12 protein-coding genes are annotated in these 19,510 nt (G+C 52.0%); 7 read left to right on the top strand and 5 right to left on the bottom strand.

The annotated features are described in order from the left end of the window. Window positions 1-127: 127 nt before the first annotated feature. Window positions 128-1,291: a nicotinate phosphoribosyltransferase gene (gene pncB / locus HF894_RS02210; protein ID WP_021847251.1), complete on the top strand. Its 1,164-nt coding sequence runs from the start codon at window positions 128-130 to the stop codon at window positions 1,289-1,291. Here pncB and HF894_RS02205 read toward each other — a convergent pair. Together HF894_RS02205 and HF894_RS02200 are read right to left on the bottom strand one after the other, a co-directional pair. Then, the gene (locus tag HF894_RS02205) at window positions 1,288-1,875 is read right to left on the bottom strand and encodes a cob(I)yrinic acid a,c-diamide adenosyltransferase (RefSeq protein ID WP_204970937.1); all 588 of its coding nucleotides are present in this window, start codon (window positions 1,873-1,875) and stop codon (window positions 1,288-1,290) included. The two genes, pncB and HF894_RS02205, sit on opposite strands and share 4 nt — an antisense overlap. Continuing rightward, on the bottom strand, window positions 1,872-3,200 hold the full coding sequence (locus HF894_RS02200; protein WP_204970936.1) for a cobyrinate a,c-diamide synthase: 1,329 nt from the start codon (window positions 3,198-3,200) through the stop codon (window positions 1,872-1,874). The genes HF894_RS02205 and HF894_RS02200 overlap by 4 nt, the downstream gene beginning before the upstream one ends. 78 nt (window positions 3,201-3,278) lie before the next feature. Here HF894_RS02200 and HF894_RS02195 point away from each other — a divergent pair, with 78 nt between their 5' ends. The 6 genes from HF894_RS02195 to HF894_RS02170 all read left to right on the top strand — a co-directional run bounded on the left by HF894_RS02195 (window position 3,279) and on the right by HF894_RS02170 (window position 11,980). Next, window positions 3,279-4,709 (top strand): RapZ C-terminal domain-containing protein, encoded by a 1,431-nt coding sequence (locus HF894_RS02195; protein WP_021847248.1) that lies wholly within the window; start codon window positions 3,279-3,281, stop codon window positions 4,707-4,709. Between the two features lies 1 nt (window position 4,710). Further along, window positions 4,711-5,454 (top strand): nucleotidyltransferase family protein, encoded by a 744-nt coding sequence (locus HF894_RS02190; RefSeq protein ID WP_204970935.1) that lies wholly within the window; start codon window positions 4,711-4,713, stop codon window positions 5,452-5,454. Between the two features lie 43 nt (window positions 5,455-5,497). Continuing rightward, window positions 5,498-7,543, top strand: coding sequence for an excinuclease ABC subunit UvrB (uvrB, locus tag HF894_RS02185; protein ID WP_204970934.1), 2,046 nt, complete (start codon window positions 5,498-5,500; stop codon window positions 7,541-7,543). A gap of 137 nt (window positions 7,544-7,680) precedes the next feature. Then, window positions 7,681-8,208, top strand: a complete 528-nt coding sequence (locus HF894_RS02180) for a UpxY family transcription antiterminator (protein ID WP_204971118.1) — start codon at window positions 7,681-7,683, stop codon at window positions 8,206-8,208. 182 nt (window positions 8,209-8,390) lie between these two features. Beyond that, on the top strand, window positions 8,391-10,826 hold the full coding sequence (locus HF894_RS02175; protein WP_436627454.1) for an SLBB domain-containing protein: 2,436 nt from the start codon (window positions 8,391-8,393) through the stop codon (window positions 10,824-10,826). Window positions 10,827-10,876: 50 nt separating this feature from the next. Further along, window positions 10,877-11,980, top strand: coding sequence for a Wzz/FepE/Etk N-terminal domain-containing protein (locus tag HF894_RS02170; RefSeq protein WP_204970932.1), 1,104 nt, complete (start codon window positions 10,877-10,879; stop codon window positions 11,978-11,980). 94 nt (window positions 11,981-12,074) lie between these two features. Here HF894_RS02170 and HF894_RS02165 read toward each other — a convergent pair whose 3' ends face one another. Genes HF894_RS02165 through HF894_RS02155 form a run of 3 tightly spaced genes read right to left on the bottom strand, consistent with a single transcriptional unit; the run spans window position 12,075 to window position 19,499 of the window. Beyond that, window positions 12,075-14,372, bottom strand: a complete 2,298-nt coding sequence (locus tag HF894_RS02165) for a CHAT domain-containing protein (RefSeq protein ID WP_204970931.1) — start codon at window positions 14,370-14,372, stop codon at window positions 12,075-12,077. Between the two features lie 11 nt (window positions 14,373-14,383). Next, a complete protein-coding gene (locus HF894_RS02160; protein ID WP_204970930.1) occupies window positions 14,384-15,022 on the bottom strand; it encodes a hypothetical protein in 639 nt (212 codons plus the stop codon). Between the two features lie 28 nt (window positions 15,023-15,050). Next, window positions 15,051-19,499 (bottom strand): CHAT domain-containing protein, encoded by a 4,449-nt coding sequence (locus tag HF894_RS02155; RefSeq protein WP_204970929.1) that lies wholly within the window; start codon window positions 19,497-19,499, stop codon window positions 15,051-15,053. Window positions 19,500-19,510 lie beyond the last annotated feature (11 nt).

Genomic DNA, 19,510 nt, shown 5'->3' with positions numbered 1-19,510 from the left:
TACAAAGAAAAAAATCCTCTTTTTCTCTCTTTTCACCATCCTATGATACGACTTGGACGGCAGGAATTTGCGAAACTTAAATAAAGTATGTATCTTCACCCCCGAAAATCCTAAAAACACACATGTCATGATTTACTCTATACTCGACACCGACCTTTACAAGTTTACTACGTCATACGCCTACATCAAGCTGTTTCCCTATGCATCGGGCACATTCTCTTTCACCGACCGCGACCAGACTGTTTGTTCCGACCATTTCCTGGCCGAACTGAAAGAAGCCATCGACCAAATGCGACGGATTGCCCTGACCGGTGACGAACTGGAGTACATGACACACACCTGCCGATTCCTGCCCCGTGTCTACTGGGAATGGCTCTCTTCTTTCCGCTTCCAACCCGAAAAGGTAAATGTCTGGCTGGACGAGGAACGCCATCTCCACATGGAAGTGACGGACTATATGTATAAGGTGACACTCTACGAAGTTCCACTTCTGGCGCTGGTGTCCGAAGTGAGAAACCGGGTCATGGGACATGTTCCCGATCTGGACAAGGTAGTTTCCCGACTGGTGGACAAGGTATCTCTGTCCAACCGCAACCATCTTTCCTTCTCCGAGTTTGGTACACGCCGCCGCTTCTCGTTCGAAGTACACGACACGGTCATCGGCTACCTCAAACAGCACGCCCTGTATTGCACGGGAACCTCCAACTGTTATTTCGCCATGAAATATAACATGAAGCCGATGGGAACTCATCCCCACGAATGGTTCATGTTCCACGGTGCTCAGTTTGGCTACAAGCATGCCAACTATATGGCATTGGAAAACTGGGTAAACGTCTACGACGGCGACCTGGGTACCGCCCTCTCGGACACCTATACGTCCGATGCTTTCCTGAGCAACCTCAGCCGCAAGCAGGCCAAGTTATTCGATGGCGTCCGCTGCGATTCGGGCGACGAATTCGAATTTACCGAAAAACTCATTGCCCGCTACAAGGAATTCGGCATAGACCCGACAACCAAAACCATCATCTTCAGCAATGCGCTCAACTTTCCCAAGGCGCTCGACATCCAACAGTTCTGCCAGGGACGCATCCGCTGCGCGTTCGGCATCGGTACCAATCTGACCAACGACACCGGCTTCACCCCGTCCAACATTGTGATGAAACTGACCCGCTGCCGAATGAACAACAACCAGGAATGGCACGAATGCGTCAAACTCTCCGACGACGAGGGCAAACACTTGGGCAGCAGCATGGAAGTGAAAGCCTGCCTTTACGAGCTGCAGTTAGGCTAATCGGTCTGTTTTCCTGAAGTCTTTTTCCGTTTATAGGCAAATTCCTGCCACTTTTCCTCCGGCCAGTTCTGGCGTTGCATCTCCATGCGTGCCATGACAAAAAACAGGTCGGACAACCGGTTGACGAAACACAGGATAGCCTCATCCAACGGGCTCTGCCGATGTAATGTCCACAAACGCCGCTCTGCCCTGCGTGCCACCGTGCGTGCAAAGTGGAGCTGGGCCGAAACGGGTGTACCTCCCGGAAGCAGGAAATAACCGTGGTCGGCCAACTGTTCCGTCAAGCGGTCCATCTCTTGTTCGCAACGAAGGGTCAGCTCGGCCGCATGCAGCTCGTTCGGGTTTACCTTGTCCGATGGCGTGGCTACATGGCTCATCACGACCATCAGTTCTCGCTGTATCGCATGCAACAACTGCTGCCACTCATCCTCGGCAGACAGCATGGAACGCACGATGCCTATTACGGCATTCAGTTCGTCCAGACAACCGTTGGCCTCGATGCGGATGTCGTCTTTCGGCACCCGCTCTCCTCCATGAATACCGGTCATTCCCTTGTCACCGGTCTTTGTATAAATCCGTTTCATTCTTCGTTCTTAAATAACTTGTTCAAATCAATTTCTCCCCAATACAAATGGGTATAACTGGCCAACAGGTTCTTGTAGCGGAACACCGGCGTGTTCACCTTCTCCCCGCGGGCATTGTACACCTGCGCCACCGTCGGAAGCAACCATTCACCCGATCGTTGCACATATTGGGTATAGTGGAATTCGTGCCCGTACAACGTTTGTCCATTATAATCGAAACGCCGGTAACCCAGGCTCAGCCTGCGGTCTTCCTTCCGGTTCGAAATGGAAAATGGCAGCACACCCGCCATCGGCAGGAAATCGGGCTGTCCGTCCTGACAGATTCCCTGCGACAGGTAAATCATACCCCCACACTCGGCCAACGCTTTTCCTCCACCTTCAATGTAACGACGTATGGAATCCAGTGTAACGTCTGCCGTTCTCAAAGCTTCTGCATGTTTTTCGGGATAACCACCCGGCAGGTAAAGCAAATCGGTACCGTCAGGTAGCGGAGCTGACTCTTCCGGATTGAAAAAGAAAACTTCCCCGTAGCGATTCAGCAAGTCCAGATGTTCCGTATACAGGAAAGAAAAAGACTCGCTGTTGCGTGCCACCGCAATACGTCTGTTTCCCAACCTTTCATTTTCCGTCCGGTTCTCAGGCAAAGACAGGGAGGTGATTTCCAGCAAACGATCGATACGTATATGGGCTTCCAACAATTCCAGCAAGCGACGACAGGCTTCTTCCGTTTCCTGTTCGCTGAAGTCCAGACCCAAGTAACGTGAACCCTGCTCCAACAAACCGTCTTTCGGCAGGTACCCCAGACACTCCACCTGAAGGTCTTCACAAACCTCCTGCAACATTCCGAAATGGCGCGCCGACCCTACCCGATTGAAAATGACACCTGCAAAACGGATATCGGGACGGAAATGCAAAAAGCCCTGCAACAGAGGTGCCAGGGAATAGGCTGCCGACCGCGCGTCGACCACCAATACCACCGGCAAACGCAACAGCCGGGCCACTTCTGCCGACGAGCCACGATCGCGTTCATAACCGTCGAACATCCCCATCATACCTTCCACCACACATGCATCCGCGCCGACAGCATAGCGGGCATAAAGCTTTCGTACATGCTCCTCCGAAGCCATGAACAAATCCAAATTGACAGACGGACGTCCGCAGGCACGTTCATGAAACTTTGTATCGATATAGTCCGACCCGCATTTGTAGGGCTGCACGTTCAGCCCTCTTGCCTTCAGCAGAGCCATCAGCCCACGGCTCACCGTCGTCTTTCCACTGCCCGATGTGGGTGCGGCAATCAGAAATTGAGGAATGTTTTTTGTCATTTTTCCTGTATTTATTTGGGCAAAGATAACCATATCTGAACAGAAAACCTTATCTTAGCTGCCAAAATGACTAAATCTATGATTACAGAAGAACTGAAAAAGCTATATACAGCCTATACCGGCCACGAACCGGATAGTATCGAAGAAATGCCCGCATCGGGATCCAACCGTCGTTATTTCCGCCTGAAAGGCGCTCCCAGCCTCATCGGAGTAAGCGGCGAAAGTGTGGAAGAAAACCGCGCCTTCCTCTATATGGCCGAACATTTCCGCCGTCAGGGATTGCCTGTTCCGCAAGTGTTCATCAAGTCGGACGACGACATTTATTACCTTCAGGAAGACCTGGGCGATACGCTGCTCTTCAACGCCATTGAAAAAGGACGCAAGACCAGCGTCTTTGGTGAGGACGAGAAGCAACTGCTACGCAAGACGCTCCGCCTCCTGCCCGCCGTCCAGTTTGCCGGTGCCGAAGGCATGGATTTCTCCTACTGCTATCCGCAGGCTGAGTTCAATCGCCGTAGCATCCTATGGGACCTGAACTACTTCAAATATTGTTTCCTGAAAGCCACCGGTCTTGACTTCCAGGAAGACCGCCTTGAGGACGATTTCCAGAAAATGGCCGACGTCCTGCTCCGCAGCAGTTCCGCCACTTTCATGTACCGCGACTTCCAGAGCCGCAACGTCATGATCAAGGATGGTGAACCGTGGCTCATCGACTTTCAGGGCGGACGCAAGGGTCCTGTCTACTACGACGTGGCTTCCTTCTTGTGGCAGGCAAAAGCCAACTATCCCGACAGCCTCCGCCAGGAACTGCTCCGCGAGTACATCGACGCCCTGCGCAAATACCAGCCTGTGGACGAAGCCTACTTCATGGCCCAGCTTCGCCACTTCGTGCTGTTCCGCACCATGCAGGTACTGGGTGCCTACGGTTTCCGCGGCTACTTCGAGAAGAAACCCCACTTCATCCAGAGTGTACCCTTTGCCATCGAGAACCTTCGCCAGCTGCTCCGTGAGCCCTATCCCGAATATCCTTATCTCTGCCAGGTGCTGACCGAACTGACCGAACTGAAGCAATTCACCGACGACCTGCAAAAGCGCCGTCTTGTGGTCAAAGTCACCAGCTTTGCCTACAAGAAAGGCATTCCCGAAGATCCGTCGGGCAACGGCGGAGGTTTTGTCTTCGACTGCCGTGCCGTAAACAACCCCGGCAAGTACGAACGCTACAAACCCTTCACGGGACTGGACGAACCTGTCATCCGCTTCCTCGAAGACGATGGTGAAATCACGACCTTCCTGGAGCACGTCTACGGTCTGGTCGACGCTTCTGTCAAACGCTACATGGAACGCGGTTTCACCAACCTTTCTGTCTGCTTCGGCTGCACGGGCGGCCAGCACCGTTCCGTCTACTCGGCCCAGCATCTGGCCGAGCACCTGAACCAGAAGTTTGGCGTTCAGGTCAACCTGATGCACCGCGAACAGAACATCGAACAAACCTTCAAAGCCCGCAACTGACATGAAAGCCATGATATTTGCCGCCGGACTGGGTACCCGCCTCCGTCCGCTTACCGATCACATGCCTAAAGCCCTGGTACCTGTAGCCGGTGTGCCTATGCTCCAGCGTGTAATACTGCGCCTGAAAGAAGCCGATTTCCACGACATCGTCATCAATATCCACCACTTTGGCGAACAGATTCTCGATTTTCTGAAAGCAAACGACAACTTTGGCGTCCGCATCCACATCAGTGACGAACGAGGCGAACTGCTCGATACGGGTGGAGGCATCCTGAAAGCCCGTCCCCTACTGGACGACGGCGAACCGTTCCTCATCCACAACGCCGATATCCTGACTCATATCGACCTGGCCGCCTTCTACCGGCACCACGTGGAAAGCGGAGCCGATGCCACCTTGCTGACCAACCACCGACAGACCGCCCGCTACCTCCTGGCTGACACAGACAATCGCCTGTGCGGATGGGTCAACAAGTCGACAAGAGAAACCCTTCCTGCGGGTACCGTCTACACCGAAGGCCGTTACAACGAACTCGCCTTCGGCTGTGTGCATGTCCTTTCGCCCTCCATTTTCAATTATATGGGCAGCGACAGGTGGAATGGAAAATTTTCCATTATTCCTTTCTACATCGACATCTGCCGCCAGGCCCGTATCCAGTGCTACCCCATCGATACCGAAGGCTGGTTCGACGTAGGCAAGCCCGAAACGCTAGCGCAGGCCGATGCCTATTACCGGAAGGTGAAATAAATTTTTTCACTACCTTTGCATTCATAACCAAAACCTGACACCATTGAACAAATTTCAGCTTACATCCGACTACAAGCCCACGGGCGACCAGCCCGAAGCTATCCGCCAGCTCACCGACGGCATCCTGCAGGGACTGCCCGCCCAGACTTTGCTTGGCGTTACGGGCTCCGGAAAGACATTTACCATCGCCAACGTCATTGCCAACATCAATAAGCCTACACTCATCCTGAGCCACAACAAAACCCTGGCGGCTCAGCTCTACAGTGAGTTCAAGGGATTCTTTCCTCACAATGCCGTCGAGTATTATGTCTCTTACTACGATTACTACCAACCCGAAGCCTATCTTCCCTCTTCAGATACCTATATCGAGAAAGACCTGGCCATCAACGACGAAATCGACAAGCTCCGTCTGGCTGCCACTTCTGCCCTGCTCAGCGGACGAAAGGACGTGATTGTCGTCTCCTCCGTATCCTGCATCTACGGCATGGGCAATCCGGCCGATTTCTACAACAACAGCATCGACGTTGTCCGGGGCAAGATGTTCAGCCGCAACGTCTTCCTGCGCCGCCTGGTAGACAGCCTCTATCAACGTAACGACCTCGATCTCAACCGTGGCAATTTCCGTGTCAAAGGCGATACGGTGGACATCTTCCTGGCCTACAGCGACAACCTCCTGCGTGTCGTCTTCTGGGGCGACGAAGTAGACAGTATCGAGGAAGTAGATCCCGTCAGTGGTGTCACCCTCGGCACTTTCGACAGTTATAAGATCTATCCGGCCAACCTCTTCATGACCACCAAGGAGAACACGCTTCGTGCCATCCACGAAATCGAAGACGACCTCCATAAGCAGGTCGAGTTCTTCGAAAAAGAGGGCCGTATGCTGGAGGCCAAACGCATCTACGAACGGGTCACCTACGACATGGAAATGCTGCGCGAACTGGGCCATTGTTCCGGCATCGAAAACTATTCACGCTACTTCGATGGCCGTGCCGAAGGTACCCGTCCTTACTGCCTGCTCGACTTTTTCCCCGAGGACTATCTCATCGTCATCGACGAAAGCCACGTCAGTGTACCCCAGATACGGGCCATGTATGGAGGAGACCGTGCCCGTAAGGAGAACCTGGTCGAATATGGTTTCCGTCTGCCTGCCGCCCGTGACAACCGCCCCCTCACCTTCGACGAGTTCGAAGCCCTCGCCCGTCAGGTCATCTATGTCAGTGCCACTCCCGCCGACTACGAGTTGGTACGCTCCGAAGGTATCGTGGTCGAACAGGTCATCCGCCCCACCGGACTGCTCGATCCCGTCATCGAAGTACGTCCCACCCACAACCAGATCGACGACCTCATGGAAGAAATCCAGCTCCGCATCGAACAGAGCGAGCGTACCCTTGTCACTACCCTCACCAAGCGCATGGCCGAAGAACTGACCGAATACCTCCTCAACCACGACATCCGCTGCAACTACATCCACAGTGATGTCGACACCCTCGAACGTGTCAAGATCATGTCCGACCTTCGCGAAGGCGTCTACGATGTCCTCATCGGCGTCAATCTCCTTCGTGAGGGACTCGACCTACCCGAAGTGTCACTGGTAGCCATCCTCGATGCCGACAAGGAAGGTTTCCTCCGCTCCCACCGTTCGCTTACGCAGACTGCCGGCCGTGCAGCCCGCAACGTCAACGGGCGTGTCATCATGTATGCCGACCACATCACCGACAGCATGCGGCAGACCATCGAAGAAACTGAACGCCGCCGCGAAAAGCAACTTCGTTACAACCGGGAACACGGCATCACGCCCCAGCAGATTCGGAAGGCCCACAACCTCAACCCGCTGGCAGCCTCTGCTTCTCCTACCCCCGAACCGGCCGAACGTTCCGCCGCTCCTCGTCCCTACGTCGAGCCCGAACCGTCCCGCCTCGTTGCGGCCGATCCGGTCACCCTCCACATGTCGCCCGAGCAGCTCCAGAAGAGCATCGAACGCACACGTCGCCTCATGCAGGAAGCCGCCAAGAATCTCGATTTCCTTCAGGCCGCACAGTATCGCGACGAATTGCTCAAGATGGAAGACATCCTGAAAAAAGAAGTATGACAAGCGTAAAAGAAAATTCTAAACTATTTTCATTTAAATGAGCCTTATAACATATATTTTCTTTACATTTGTACGCAAATAAAATGAATCATTCCATCAGACAAGAAATGAACGCTTATCCGGATACAGAAAACACCATGATAACCCCACCTCCCGCTCCCCAGAAACAGTGGCTGGTAGCTTACGTCAAGTCCTGCATGGAAAAGAAGACCGCCGAACGCCTGACCGCCATGGGCATCGAACACTACCTTCCTGTGCAGACAGTAGAACGCCGCTGGAGCGACCGCATCAAGCGAATGGAAAAACTGGTTCTTCCGCTAATGATTTTTGTACACGTCACGCCCAAGGAACGTCCAGTTCCCCTTACCCTGTCAGCGGTCAGCCGCTACATGGTCCTGCGTGGCCAGCATACACCGGCCGTCATCCCCGATCAGCAAATGGAACGCTTCCGCTTCATGCTCGACTACAGTCCCGAGGCCGTCTGCTTCAGCGCCTCCTCCCTCTCTCCGGGCGATCCGATCCGGGTTATCAAAGGCCCCCTCACCGGTCTGGAGGGCGAGCTGGTCAACCTGAACGGCAAACATCAGGTCGTCATCCGTATCGACCTTCTGGGATGTGCCCATGTGGAAATTCCGGTAGGCTATGTAGAAAGAATAGCAGATTGACTATAAACAATCTCCCCCTTTCCAGCGTTTATTCCGACAATTCTTCGTATCTTTGCGACCGCAAAGACCTGTCTGGCAAAAAAGAAATGAAGTGTCATACAAGCGGAAAGGTGTTTTACGCAACAAGAATCCATATCAAAAACGAAGCATAAAGATTGATAATTTTACTAAACTAAAAATTGATGAAACATTTCAGCAAATCCATTTTATTCGCTATTGCATGTATGCTGATTTCTCTGTCCGTTCATGCTCAAATGAGTGACGAACAGGTGGTAAAGTATGTCAAAGAAGCCTATGCCTCCGGAAAAGGAGAGCAGGAAATAGGAAGTGAGCTGTTGTCCCGTGGAGTCACCCGCGCTCAAATGGAACGTATCAAACAGCGTTACGAAGCAAGCAAAGGAAGTACTGAACAAATGGTCACAGGCGATGCCAATATGGAACGACGTACCCGTTCATCTCTTCCCAGCTCGTTCGATGATCCCAACGCCGGCTTTATGAACGGTTTTTCTGTCCTCTTGGAAGATTCCGTTGCACCTAAAGACACGGTTCCTCCCACGATGACGATTTTCGGGCATAACGTATTCAGCAACCGCGCACTCACCTTCGAGCCGAACGAAAACATGGCTACACCTGCCAACTATCGCCTCGGCCCCGGTGACGAAGTAATCATCGACGTTTGGGGAGCCAACGAAACTACCATCCGTCAGGAAATCACACCCGAAGGTAATATCATGGTCAGCCAGATCGGTCCCATCTATCTTAGCGGCATGACCATCGAGGATGCCAGCCGTAAGATACGCCAGATGCTTTCTTCCAAATACGCTGGTATCTCGGGCGATGAATCACAGATCAGTGTCACGCTTGGCCAAATTCGCAGCATTCAGGTCAACGTCATGGGTGAAGTTGCCGTCCCCGGTACCTACCGTCTCTCGTCTTTCTCCACTGTGTTCCATGCACTCTACCGTGCAGGAGGTATCTCCGAAATCGGCTCACTGCGCAACATCAGTCTGATACGTGGCGGCAAGAAGATCGACGAAATCGATGTCTACAACTATATTCTTCAGGGAAAGACCTCCGATGATACCCGCCTGCAGGAAGGCGACGTCATCATTGTTCCTCCTTATGACATGTTGGTTGACATCCGTGGCAACGTGAAACGTCCCATGTTCTACGAAATGAAAAAGGACGAAAGCCTGGCTGCCCTTCTCAACTATGCCGGAGGATTTGCCGGTGATGCTTATAGCAAGGAAGTACGTCTCATCCGCCGCACAGGTAGTGAAAAGCAAATCTACAGCATCACTGAAAAACAATATGCTTCCTGGCATCTCGCTGACGGCGACTCCGTCACCGTTGGTGCTATTCTCGACCGCTATGCCAATCGCGTCGAAATCCGTGGCGCCGTCTATCGTCCCGGCATGTACGAACTGGGTGGTGGTCTTACGACTGTCAAAGAACTCATCAAGCGTGCTGAAGGACTTACAGGCGACGCCTTTACCGGTCGTGCCATCCTGACCCGCGAACGCGAAGATCTTACGCACGAAGTACTGGCTGTCGACCTGGCCGGACTCCTCAACGGTACCACTCCCGACATACCTTTGCGTCGTGAAGACGTACTGGTTATTCCCAGTATCCACGAACTGCAAGCTCAGGGAGCGTTTACCATCAATGGCGAGGTAACCCGCCCAGGTGTTTATCCGTATGCCGAAAATACGACACTCGAGGATCTCATCGTACAGGCAGGCGGCCTACTAGACGGTGCTTCTACAGTCCGTGTTGACATATCCCGTCGCCTCAAAGACCCTAAAAGTCTTGAAGCAACGACTCGATTAAGTGAAACTTTCACCTTTTCGCTGAAAGACGGTTTCGTAGTTGACGGTACCCCCGGCTTTGTCCTTTACCCTTATGATATGGTAGAAGTTCGCCGTAGTCCCGGCTATCAGGAACAACGACGTGTTAACATTGGTGGTGAAGTAGTCTTCGCCGGCGGTTACACTCTTCAGCAGAAGAACGAACGCCTCTCCGACCTCGTTAAGCGCGCCGGTGGTCTTACCCCCTCTGCTTATGTACGCGGTGGCCGTCTCATCCGTCAGATGAACGAAGAAGAAATAGCCCAGCGCGACGCCGCCATTGCCATGGCCCGCATGAGCGCAGGTAGCGACTCTGTTTCGCTCGCCAAACTTAATGTTTCCGACACCTATGTAGTAGGTATCGAACTTGACAAGGCACTGGCCCATCCTGGCAGCAACTATGACATCGTGTTGCGCGAAGGCGACCGTCTCTACATTCCTGGTCAGATCAGCACCGTTAAGATCAGCGGTGAAGTACAGTTCCCCAATACCGTGGCCTACATTGCCGGCAAAGGAGTATCTCATTACATCGATCAAGCCGGTGGCTACAGTCGCCTTGCCAAGAAGACACGTGCTTACATTGTCTATATGAACGGTACTGTCAGCCGTGTCAAACGCCTGCGCAATGCCAAGATCGAACCTGGATGCCAGATCATCGTTCCCAGCAAGAAAGAACGCCGTCCGATAAGCCTTGCCGAAGTGCTCTCTATCGGTACATCTGCCGCTTCTCTGGGTACAATGGCTGCTACGCTCTACAACATATTTAAATAATGGAAAATGGAGAATTAAAATATCCATTCTCAATTCTCAATTAAAGAAATATGGAACAAGATAACAAACAACTCCCTGTTGAGGAGCAGGAAATCGACCTCCTCGAACTGGCCCGTAAAGTGTGGGCAGACCGCAAGCTTGTCCTGAAGTGGTGCGGCATAGCTGCTGTAGTCGGACTGGTCGTAGCTTTTAGCATTCCCAAGGAGTACACGACCAACGTCACCATCGCCCCCGAAAGTACCAGTGGCAGCCGCTCAATGGGTGGCCTGTCCGCTCTGGCAGGCATGGCAGGCATCAACTTGAATGCAGGAAGCAGCGCCGATGCACTTTCACCCGACCTTTATCCGGACATCGTCTCTTCAGTCGCCTTTACAACCGAACTGTTCGACGTACCCGTACGCGATGCCGACGGCGAACTCCAGACCACTGTCTACGATTATCTTCAGGAACATCAACGTTCTCCCTGGTGGAGCGCTGTGATATCCCTGCCGTTCAAGTGCATCGGTTGGACCGTCTCCCTCTTCTCCGGTGACGAAGAAGAGGCTGACAGCACGGCGACCGTCAATCCCTTCCAGCTCACCAAAAAGGAAAACGAGATTGTCAAAGCTCTCAACGACCGCATTGCCGTAAGTGTGGACAAGAAATCGCTCACTGTATCCATTGCCGTCACCATGCAGGATCCGCTCATTTCTGCCACGCTCACCGATACAGTCATGCAGAAGCTGCAGGATTACATCACTGACTACCGTACCAACAAGGCCCGTCACGACCTCGACTTCACACAGAAGCTCTACGACGAAGCCCAGCAGAAATATTACGATGCCCAACAGCGCTATGCCGACTATGTAGACAAGAACCAGAACATCCTGCTCCGCAGCGTTCAGACCCGTCAGGAACGCCTGCAGAACGAGATGAACCTGGCCTACAACCTCTACAACCAGACTGCCCAGCAGCTCCAGCTCGCCAAAGCCAAGGTACAGGAGAACACGCCGGTCTACACCGTAGTCCAGGCCGCTACCGTTCCCCTCCGTGCCTCCAAGCCTTCCAAAGCCATGATCCTCATCGGCTTCGTATTCCTGGCCGGTGTCGGTTCCGTAGGCTGGATTCTTTTCGGCAGAGACCTGCTCCGACAGTTCAAAGGTACCAAGGAATAAGCCTGATATCCAATATCTTCTATAAACATTACGCGGATTTGTACAGGAAAAAAGATACTGTACAGATCCGCGTAATGCATATAGGGGTACAGTTCTAATCGATCAGAACAAACGGTGCCCAGTAATAGGGAGAACGGTACGGATAGATCGGATCCTTACTGCAATCCACTACTACCCGCCTGAGTGTTTTCCGCTGCAACACCACCTTTTTGGTAATCTTATAATTGCGCAATGCCTCCCGCGCCTGACGGAATGCGACATACAGATCTTGTTTTTTCACTTTCCAGTTTTCATAAAGTGCCTTCATGAACAGTGCCGTTGCCTTGTCGTCTACCGACCACAACGTCGCAATGACCGTCTTCACTCCGGCCCGTTTCAATCCGCGTACCAGTCCTGCCGGACCTTCATCCGACACCACTCCTTGTGCCGTCTGACAAGCCGACAATACCACCAGTTCCGTATCGGTAAGGTCCATGTCACACAATTCTCTCGCCGACAACAAACCATCCTCTGCCCGCTCCATTTTTCCTGCCACGTTAGCCCCTGTCAACGCGATCCCACTTGCCAGCAACGACTGATCTTCCTGTATGCTGTCGCGCATAAAATAAAGCGGCTCGTCCAAAGACACCTTCAGACTATACCCATGCGTGGCCAGATGCGCAATACGGCTTTCTCCTAATCGATGCTTCAACCATGCTTCGTCCGCTGTTACGATGCTTTCCGTCTTCAGTATAGCAGAAATGCTGTCAGCCTCCATTCCTGCTCCTTTCAGATAAGCGAAGTTCATAGGCCGACCGTAGTTTCGTATCACGTAGTCATACGCAATCCTGTTAGATACGGATACCGTATCCGGCTCCGGCAGACATTCATTATATGCCAGTCCTCCTATAACCAGAACACCTTCCGCACCGTTTTTCTTTCCCGACCCTACTTGCCGGGACACAATCTGCGCCGTCGAAGACAGTCTGCGCATCTCCAATCCCTTCAAATCCTCAAATGACAGGTATTCGATGCCCAACATCTGAAACAACCCGTCGGGAGCAAAATAAAGGGTTTGAGTCCCTGCAGGCAAAAGCTTCACAATCGGCTGCCAGATTTTTTGGGCCAACACCGTATCTTCATAAATCTGATCCACATAACGGGCTCCGGTACAAACCGCCTTGTCCAGTGTCACTTTCCCTACCCGATGGCCGTGCAAATCCTTGCGGGTTCCAAGCGCTACATGCTGCACCCGATCCCGGCTGGCCACCAATGCAATATACATCGTGTCTGCCGACAACAGATCTTTATAGCAGGCAAACTCCACCGCTACTTCTTTCGGCCGCAAAGCCTTTCGTACCTGGCGGGAGTCTATCCTGCAAAACTCATCCAACGACTTTCTGTCCGCAACCGCTTTCCTGTCCAGCAAAGCAATGTGCCTTCGCAACAACGCCACGTCATACAAGAATTCCGGACAAGCCTCTCCCAAGGAAAAAATTTCCGATAGCAGCGGTTTCTCCTTTTTCCAGAAGTCCAGCCGGTTCTGTTCGGTCATTCCGACAAAATTCCGCTTCACATAGTCCAGTTCCGCTTTATAGAACGAGCGAAACAAACGTAACGCTTCCTCCCGTTCTCCCTTCTTTAGCAAAATCTCCGCTTTCTTCCGTAGCGAGATGATATAGTCCGGATGTCCGGTACCGATAGACGGTTGTCCGCCCTGCCACGCCAGTACCGAATCAATGTGGCACAAAGCCTCTTCATAAAGCCTTAGCTCCGCTTCAACAACTGCCAGATTGGCCAATGTCAGGTAATAACGTTCTCCCTGCAGTGCAAGCGACGCCTTTTTCAAGTCCTCGTAAGCCCCCCGGTAGTCATGCATTTCCCACTTGATAAATCCTTTGTTCTGCAGCAGCGTAGCCTGTGTTTCCTTCCCGCACCTATCCTCCGGCACCTGTTCCAACAGTCGGATGCCCTGTTCCCAGTCGCCCATATAAGCATAGGCCACAGCCAGATTGGCAAGCCGCTTCCCCTCCTGCTGTTCCTCCGCAAATTCCATACCGGACAGCAGATCCACCACTTCTTCATAACGTCCGGTCTGCAAAAGCACCCCAGTCTTATTAAACAGGATTCTATTTTTCAGCTCCGGTGTATCCGCCAATGCTTCCGCCTGTCCATAGTCAGCCAAAGCCTGCCTGTAATCAGCCAGTTGCTTATAACAGCCCGCACGGCTGTTCAGACAGTCCATCCGTGCCGTCGGATCAGGTGTAGCAGCTATCACACGCGAATAGAGTGCCACAGCTTCCTTGTACAAGCCATTAGCCCGTGCCTCGTCCGCCTGCCTGAAATCCGCAATCCAGCTTTGTGCCTGAAGCTGCACCGAACACAACAATCCTATCCACCACCATTTACACATAGAAACCCTTCTCAATTTACTGCAACTACAAAGGAAGCTTTCCGATCTGCCCTGTTTTCAATCCGGAACAGAAAGACACCTTCTTCTTCTCCCATATTCCATTCTACCCAGGCTACCCTACCGTCCGGTTCCGCTTTTCCTGCATATTCTTTTCCGGTAGCTGTTTCCACCACCGTCAGTGTCAGTCCGGCTCCCTGGGCCGAAAGCAACATCAGCTGGCACTGCCCGCTCCCCATTGCCTTGAACTCCAGTGTTCCGTGAGCCGGCACCGCCTTGTTCATCACCAGCAAATCAGCATCCCCCACACCATCCACTTCTCTCATCAGGCTGATTTCGTCCAGCGGCACAAAATCAAAGTTATGGCGCAGCAACGAGTCGGCAAATTCTGCATCAAAGTACACTTCCGGCATTTTGTCCGCCTCTTTCACCCCTGTATCTGCAGCCACCACATCCTGCCAGGTACTCACCTTGACCCGTCCGAACCATTCCTTGGCTTCATACAGATCATATTTATCCTTTTCCTCCATGGCCTCCAGCATTTTCAGGCAACCGTTCCGATAGTCCGCCATCGGTCCGGACATTCCGGCCTGCTGCGCCCCTGCCGAGATGGATAATCCAACCAGCAGACATACGATCCATCTTTTTTTCATGTTTATCATTGTTAGCTATCTTTATACATCAATTCGCGTCCAGCAAGACGAACGGCGCCCAGTAGAAAGGCTGCGGATATACCTTCCGCACTTCGTCTGTCGCCTTCCGCAAAGCCTCCCGTTTCGAAAGGCCTTCCAACCAGTAGCGGTAGAACGCCGACATCAGCAACGAGGTAGAATGATCGTTGACACTCCACAGACTCACCAGCAGCGACCGGACACCAGCTTGTTTGAACCCACGCGGCAAACCGAACACACCCTCATACGAATAGTTCCCCAGTGCCGTCTCACAGGCCGAAAGCACCACCAGCTGCGTATGTTGCAGGTTCAGTCTGGAAACCTCGTCAGCAGTCAGAATCCCATCATTTTCTCCGGTATCCGTTCCCTTTCCACACCAGGCTGCTTCCGCATTGGCCAGCGCCACTCCGGCCCGGTACATCGCATAATCCGGTTCCCGGTTCTGGAAGAAAGGAATATCCAGTGCCTGCTTGCGGTTTGCCACGAAAAATCCGTGTGTAGCCAGGTGGATTACCGCCGGGCCGGTTGCTGCAAGTTCCTTCAATGCCTGTTCGCTAGCCTCCATTCCTTTCTTTACGGTGATGTCTTCCATGTTCCAGTTGTTCCGTCCCAATTCGGCCGTTATGTCTTCCACCTCCCGGTTCGTAAAGGGCAGATACTTGAAGTGATCCTTGCTCACTCCCCGCTCCTCAAAATCATCGATACCGAAATCGTCCACTGTTCCCCTCACCTGTTCTGCATTCGTCGTCCCTGCCAGCAACCGCTGTTTCTCCGAATAGAAGATATTTCCCATCAACAGTGCACTCTGCGGCCGTTCATCGCTTTGGGGTCTCAGCAGCATGGCAGTCGTCGTCAGCGGACATAAATCATACTTGTCGATCAAGTATCCCCCGTCCGGTGTGGCAAAAGCAGCAAACGACAGGTTGTTCAGGATTCCCGGCGTAGCATAGTACACCGTTCTGACTCCCTTCAGATACGGCTCCAACGGCGCCCACAGCAAGGCATACAAGTCCAATGCCCGTTCGTTATACAACTTGACAGCCATCCGTGCCGACGTCTTGGCATCCAATGCCTGCAACCCCTTCATCAGCTCTTCGTTTTTCCCCAACCGTACAGGAATCGGTTTCCGGCTGTTCTTCTTCAGGACAAGTGCCATAATGTATTCCCGCGAAAAGACAAATTCAATGGCCGCCTCGTCGTTCTTCAGTTTCTCCCTGATCTGGTGCCAGCTGGCCTCCGTTGCATATCGCCTGCGATAAGGCTCGGACCGTTCGATGAGCTGACGCTCCAATGCATCTATCTCGTAATTCAGCTGTCCCATACTCCGCATCTGTTCATTGAATGCAAGTCCCAAGACTCCGTAGTCCACCTTGAAATTCTTCCGTTCCAGCTGCAGCCGGTTCATCTGCTCTACCAGCCGGATCAGTGCCGTGTCCTTCGAAGCCAGGATGGCCATACGCGTTTGCCGTTGCGAACGCAGCTGCATCCCCGTCCTGTACAGCACGGCGTCATATACTTCCGCTGCCAACTCTTCCGGCATCTGCTCCAACAGACAGGTCAACCACATGGCCGGATCCCGATAAGTATCCATAAAATTGTTCTGTTCGCTCTCTGTCATCAGCTGGAAATTCCCGTCCATCATCTCCTTCACGTTGGCATAAAAAGCCCGAGCCGGTACCACCATTTCTTTCCATTTCCGTTCTTCCACATACGTGTTACAGAGTCTCACAATTCCTTTCAATTTATCATTCACAGTTACTCTGGGCGAAGAATTCAACTGTTCATACGCCTTTTCATAGAAAGGAACTGCCTCCTGTTTCTTGTCCATTCCCCAATACAAGTCCCCTAAGTCAAACCAGGCATCCCAATCATCCGTTTCCTGTTGCTCCACCAGTTCCCGGTATGCCAATAGGCAACGGTCTCTCTCCGCTTCGTTGTATTCCATATGCTGATAATACAAAATCTGAGATCTCACCAGATTTCTGTAAGTAACGTTCTTACTGAAATTCTTATCCTGTTCCCTAAAAATCTGTTCCAATTGCCCGAATATCTCCTTCACATTGGGAAACATCCCTTTCAGGTACTTCATTTGTTTTTCATACACAGCTCTATCATTTTCATGCAAAGCATCCACGTCCATATTCTTTGTCCATACCATGGACTGCGTTGCTATATCAAGAAATTCAATCAACAATGGAGTGACATAATTCATCATGAACAAAGGATCCTGTCCATTCTGTGCATATAGCATCTGAGATACCTGCAAAAGAGGCATCAGGAACTCGTTTCTCTGTACCATGTCGTAAGCATTTTCTCCCTTTACCAAATAATAGCACCCCCACAAATAATCCAACAGAGGAAGCGATCCTGGCACATCTTTATTCCGAAACATTTTTTCCATCTGCTCCACCATCAACTGCTTGGCCTCGACCATTTCGTTCAAACCACTATACATCAGTTGAATTTTCAAGGTGAACATTCCCAGATACTGCATGTCATATATATTATCCCCATTCCGTTCCAAACACAAGTCGATGCCTTCATCCAGTATAGTGACCGCTTCCTGATACCGTCCCCTTTCGATCAGGTACTGCGCAGCCGTCTGATAATTCTCCATCCAGACATCTGGTTCTTCTTTTCCCCGGACCAGTAATTTCTTTCCCTCCTCAAAGAGGCGGTCACAGTCCCTGCTATCTTTGTTCATCAACTCTCGGATATAGGCCAGTCTCAACAGGAAATTGGCCCGTTGGGCACAAGGATCCTCCTCCGTAGCGTTCTCCACCAGCAGCGCATACTGTTCTTCTGCTAGCCTGTAATCCCGGATGCCAAACAGAAATTCCGCATAATTTGCCATAGCCACTTGATAATCCGCCCCCTGTTTTCTCATCCGTTCAATCAACTGCGGATAGGCAGCCCGCACCTGTTCTTCTTTCTCTACCTCATTCTGACATACGATCAACTGGAACAGTTCTTCATTCAAGCTGACAGGTGATTCTTTTCCAAAACAAGCTCGCGCAGCTTCACAGACATAAGCCTGTATCTCTTGAGTAAGATTCATGTCCCCTATCACCGTATAGCTTTCCCAGACAATCAACCTCCCAAAAATCATCGACAACAGACTGCCGTCATAATATTCCCTATACAAGGCATAGGCTTCTTCCAACCGGGCTTTCGCCTTTTCCGGCTGCCGATCCCTAACCGAAGAATACAATCCATACAGCATATAAGCTCTTTTCAAGGGCTGGCCGGCATAGACTCGTTCCACCGTCTGGTCCCATTCATCCAGCAGTCGGTCCGCTCCGAACGGATAATCATACACCGCAATCAGAACAACATTTGTCAGCATATTGAGATAATACGAATTATCCTCTCCCAGATACCGCTTGAATCCCTCAACCATCTGCGAACAGAAAATGGCATCGTGGTTCTTCATGCCACTCTTCCACCGGGCCATCCACCAATCTAACCGCGCCAACAGGCTCTCAGACGATTCCGAAGAATAATAAGTATCCGCATACAGTTTGGCTGTCCGACACGCCTCCTCCAACTCCTCATTCAACAACTGACTGTTTATCTCAAAATTCAATTGACACCTGCGTATCATGACGAGCTCCGGATGCCCCTCCGAATAAAGCTGCCTGTACAGCAAGACAGCCTTTTCAAAATAGAAGCCCACATTACTTATCGTTCCGTTCGCCAAAGACTTGTAGGGAGTATTCTCTATACCTCCCACACGTTCTTGTGCCAGCTTCAGTTCGTCCACCTGCGACATGGACGATTTCACCTGAGCCAACGTAAAATAAAGAAATGCCCGCGTATGGTCCACCGTCTTGTCATCTGCCGGATACAGGGCCAGCGCTTCCTGTTCTGTACGCAACACGTCCTCGTAATCACGCGGATCGTCCACCAGATTATTACGCATCCTATTGGTAAACTGGGACAATTTCACGATGCAGAGCAAAGCCTTCGTCTCACGGTCCGGCTTCTGCTTCACGGCCTGTTGCAACACCCCGATCAATTCGTCCGTCGGTTTCACTACGTCTTCCATATTCACCAGCTGGCTGAGATACAAATACCTGCACCAGCCGGTCACGACGTGTTCCCGCCCCAGCTGCTCTTCCGCCGCATCAGCCACCCCCTTCAACGTACCCAGTAAGATAGCATACTTTTCGTCTACCTGTCCGCTCTCCAGCCAGTCCAGGTAAGCTCCCAGTTGTGGTACCCACTTCTCTGCCACCCGCAACAAAGCCTTGGCTTCCGGTTCTCGCAGGCCGTCCAGCACGGCAAAAGCCGCTTCTTTCAGCAGCGCTTCCTTACTCAGTTCTTCCCCTTTCGGATAGTGCTCGCTCATCCACTTCCGATGGGTTTCTATCCAGTCATAGGCCGATTGTGCCTGCACCGCCTGCCCCAGTACAAGCAGGACGGCTACCATAATCCATTGCAAGGCGGTTCTTTTCATAGCTTATCTTT

This window comes from Caecibacteroides pullorum, assembly GCF_019239235.1.
GTDB lineage: Bacteria > Bacteroidota > Bacteroidia > Bacteroidales > Bacteroidaceae > Bacteroides > Bacteroides pullorum.
This window is presented reverse-complemented; position numbering and strand designations above follow the sequence as displayed.

Bases quoted from the DNA above. Each gene is read 5' to 3' on its own strand.
- HF894_RS02170 (WP_204970932.1), top strand. From the start codon at position 10,877: ATGGAACAAGATAACAAACAACTCCCTGTTGAGGAGCAGGAAATCGAC.
- HF894_RS02205 (WP_204970937.1), bottom strand. From the start codon at position 1,875: ATGAAACGGATTTATACAAAGACCGGTGACAAGGGAATGACCGGTATT.
- HF894_RS02175 (WP_436627454.1), top strand. From the start codon at position 8,391: ATGAAACATTTCAGCAAATCCATTTTATTCGCTATTGCATGTATGCTG.
- HF894_RS02160 (WP_204970930.1), bottom strand. From the start codon at position 15,022: ATGAAAAAAAGATGGATCGTATGTCTGCTGGTTGGATTATCCATCTCG.
- HF894_RS02155 (WP_204970929.1), bottom strand. From the start codon at position 19,499: ATGAAAAGAACCGCCTTGCAATGGATTATGGTAGCCGTCCTGCTTGTA.
- HF894_RS02200 (WP_204970936.1), bottom strand. From the start codon at position 3,200: ATGACAAAAAACATTCCTCAATTTCTGATTGCCGCACCCACATCGGGC.
- pncB (WP_021847251.1), top strand. From the start codon at position 128: ATGATTTACTCTATACTCGACACCGACCTTTACAAGTTTACTACGTCA.
- HF894_RS02165 (WP_204970931.1), bottom strand. From the start codon at position 14,372: ATGTGTAAATGGTGGTGGATAGGATTGTTGTGTTCGGTGCAGCTTCAG.
- HF894_RS02195 (WP_021847248.1), top strand. From the start codon at position 3,279: ATGATTACAGAAGAACTGAAAAAGCTATATACAGCCTATACCGGCCAC.
- HF894_RS02190 (WP_204970935.1), top strand. From the start codon at position 4,711: ATGAAAGCCATGATATTTGCCGCCGGACTGGGTACCCGCCTCCGTCCG.
- HF894_RS02180 (WP_204971118.1), top strand. From the start codon at position 7,681: ATGATAACCCCACCTCCCGCTCCCCAGAAACAGTGGCTGGTAGCTTAC.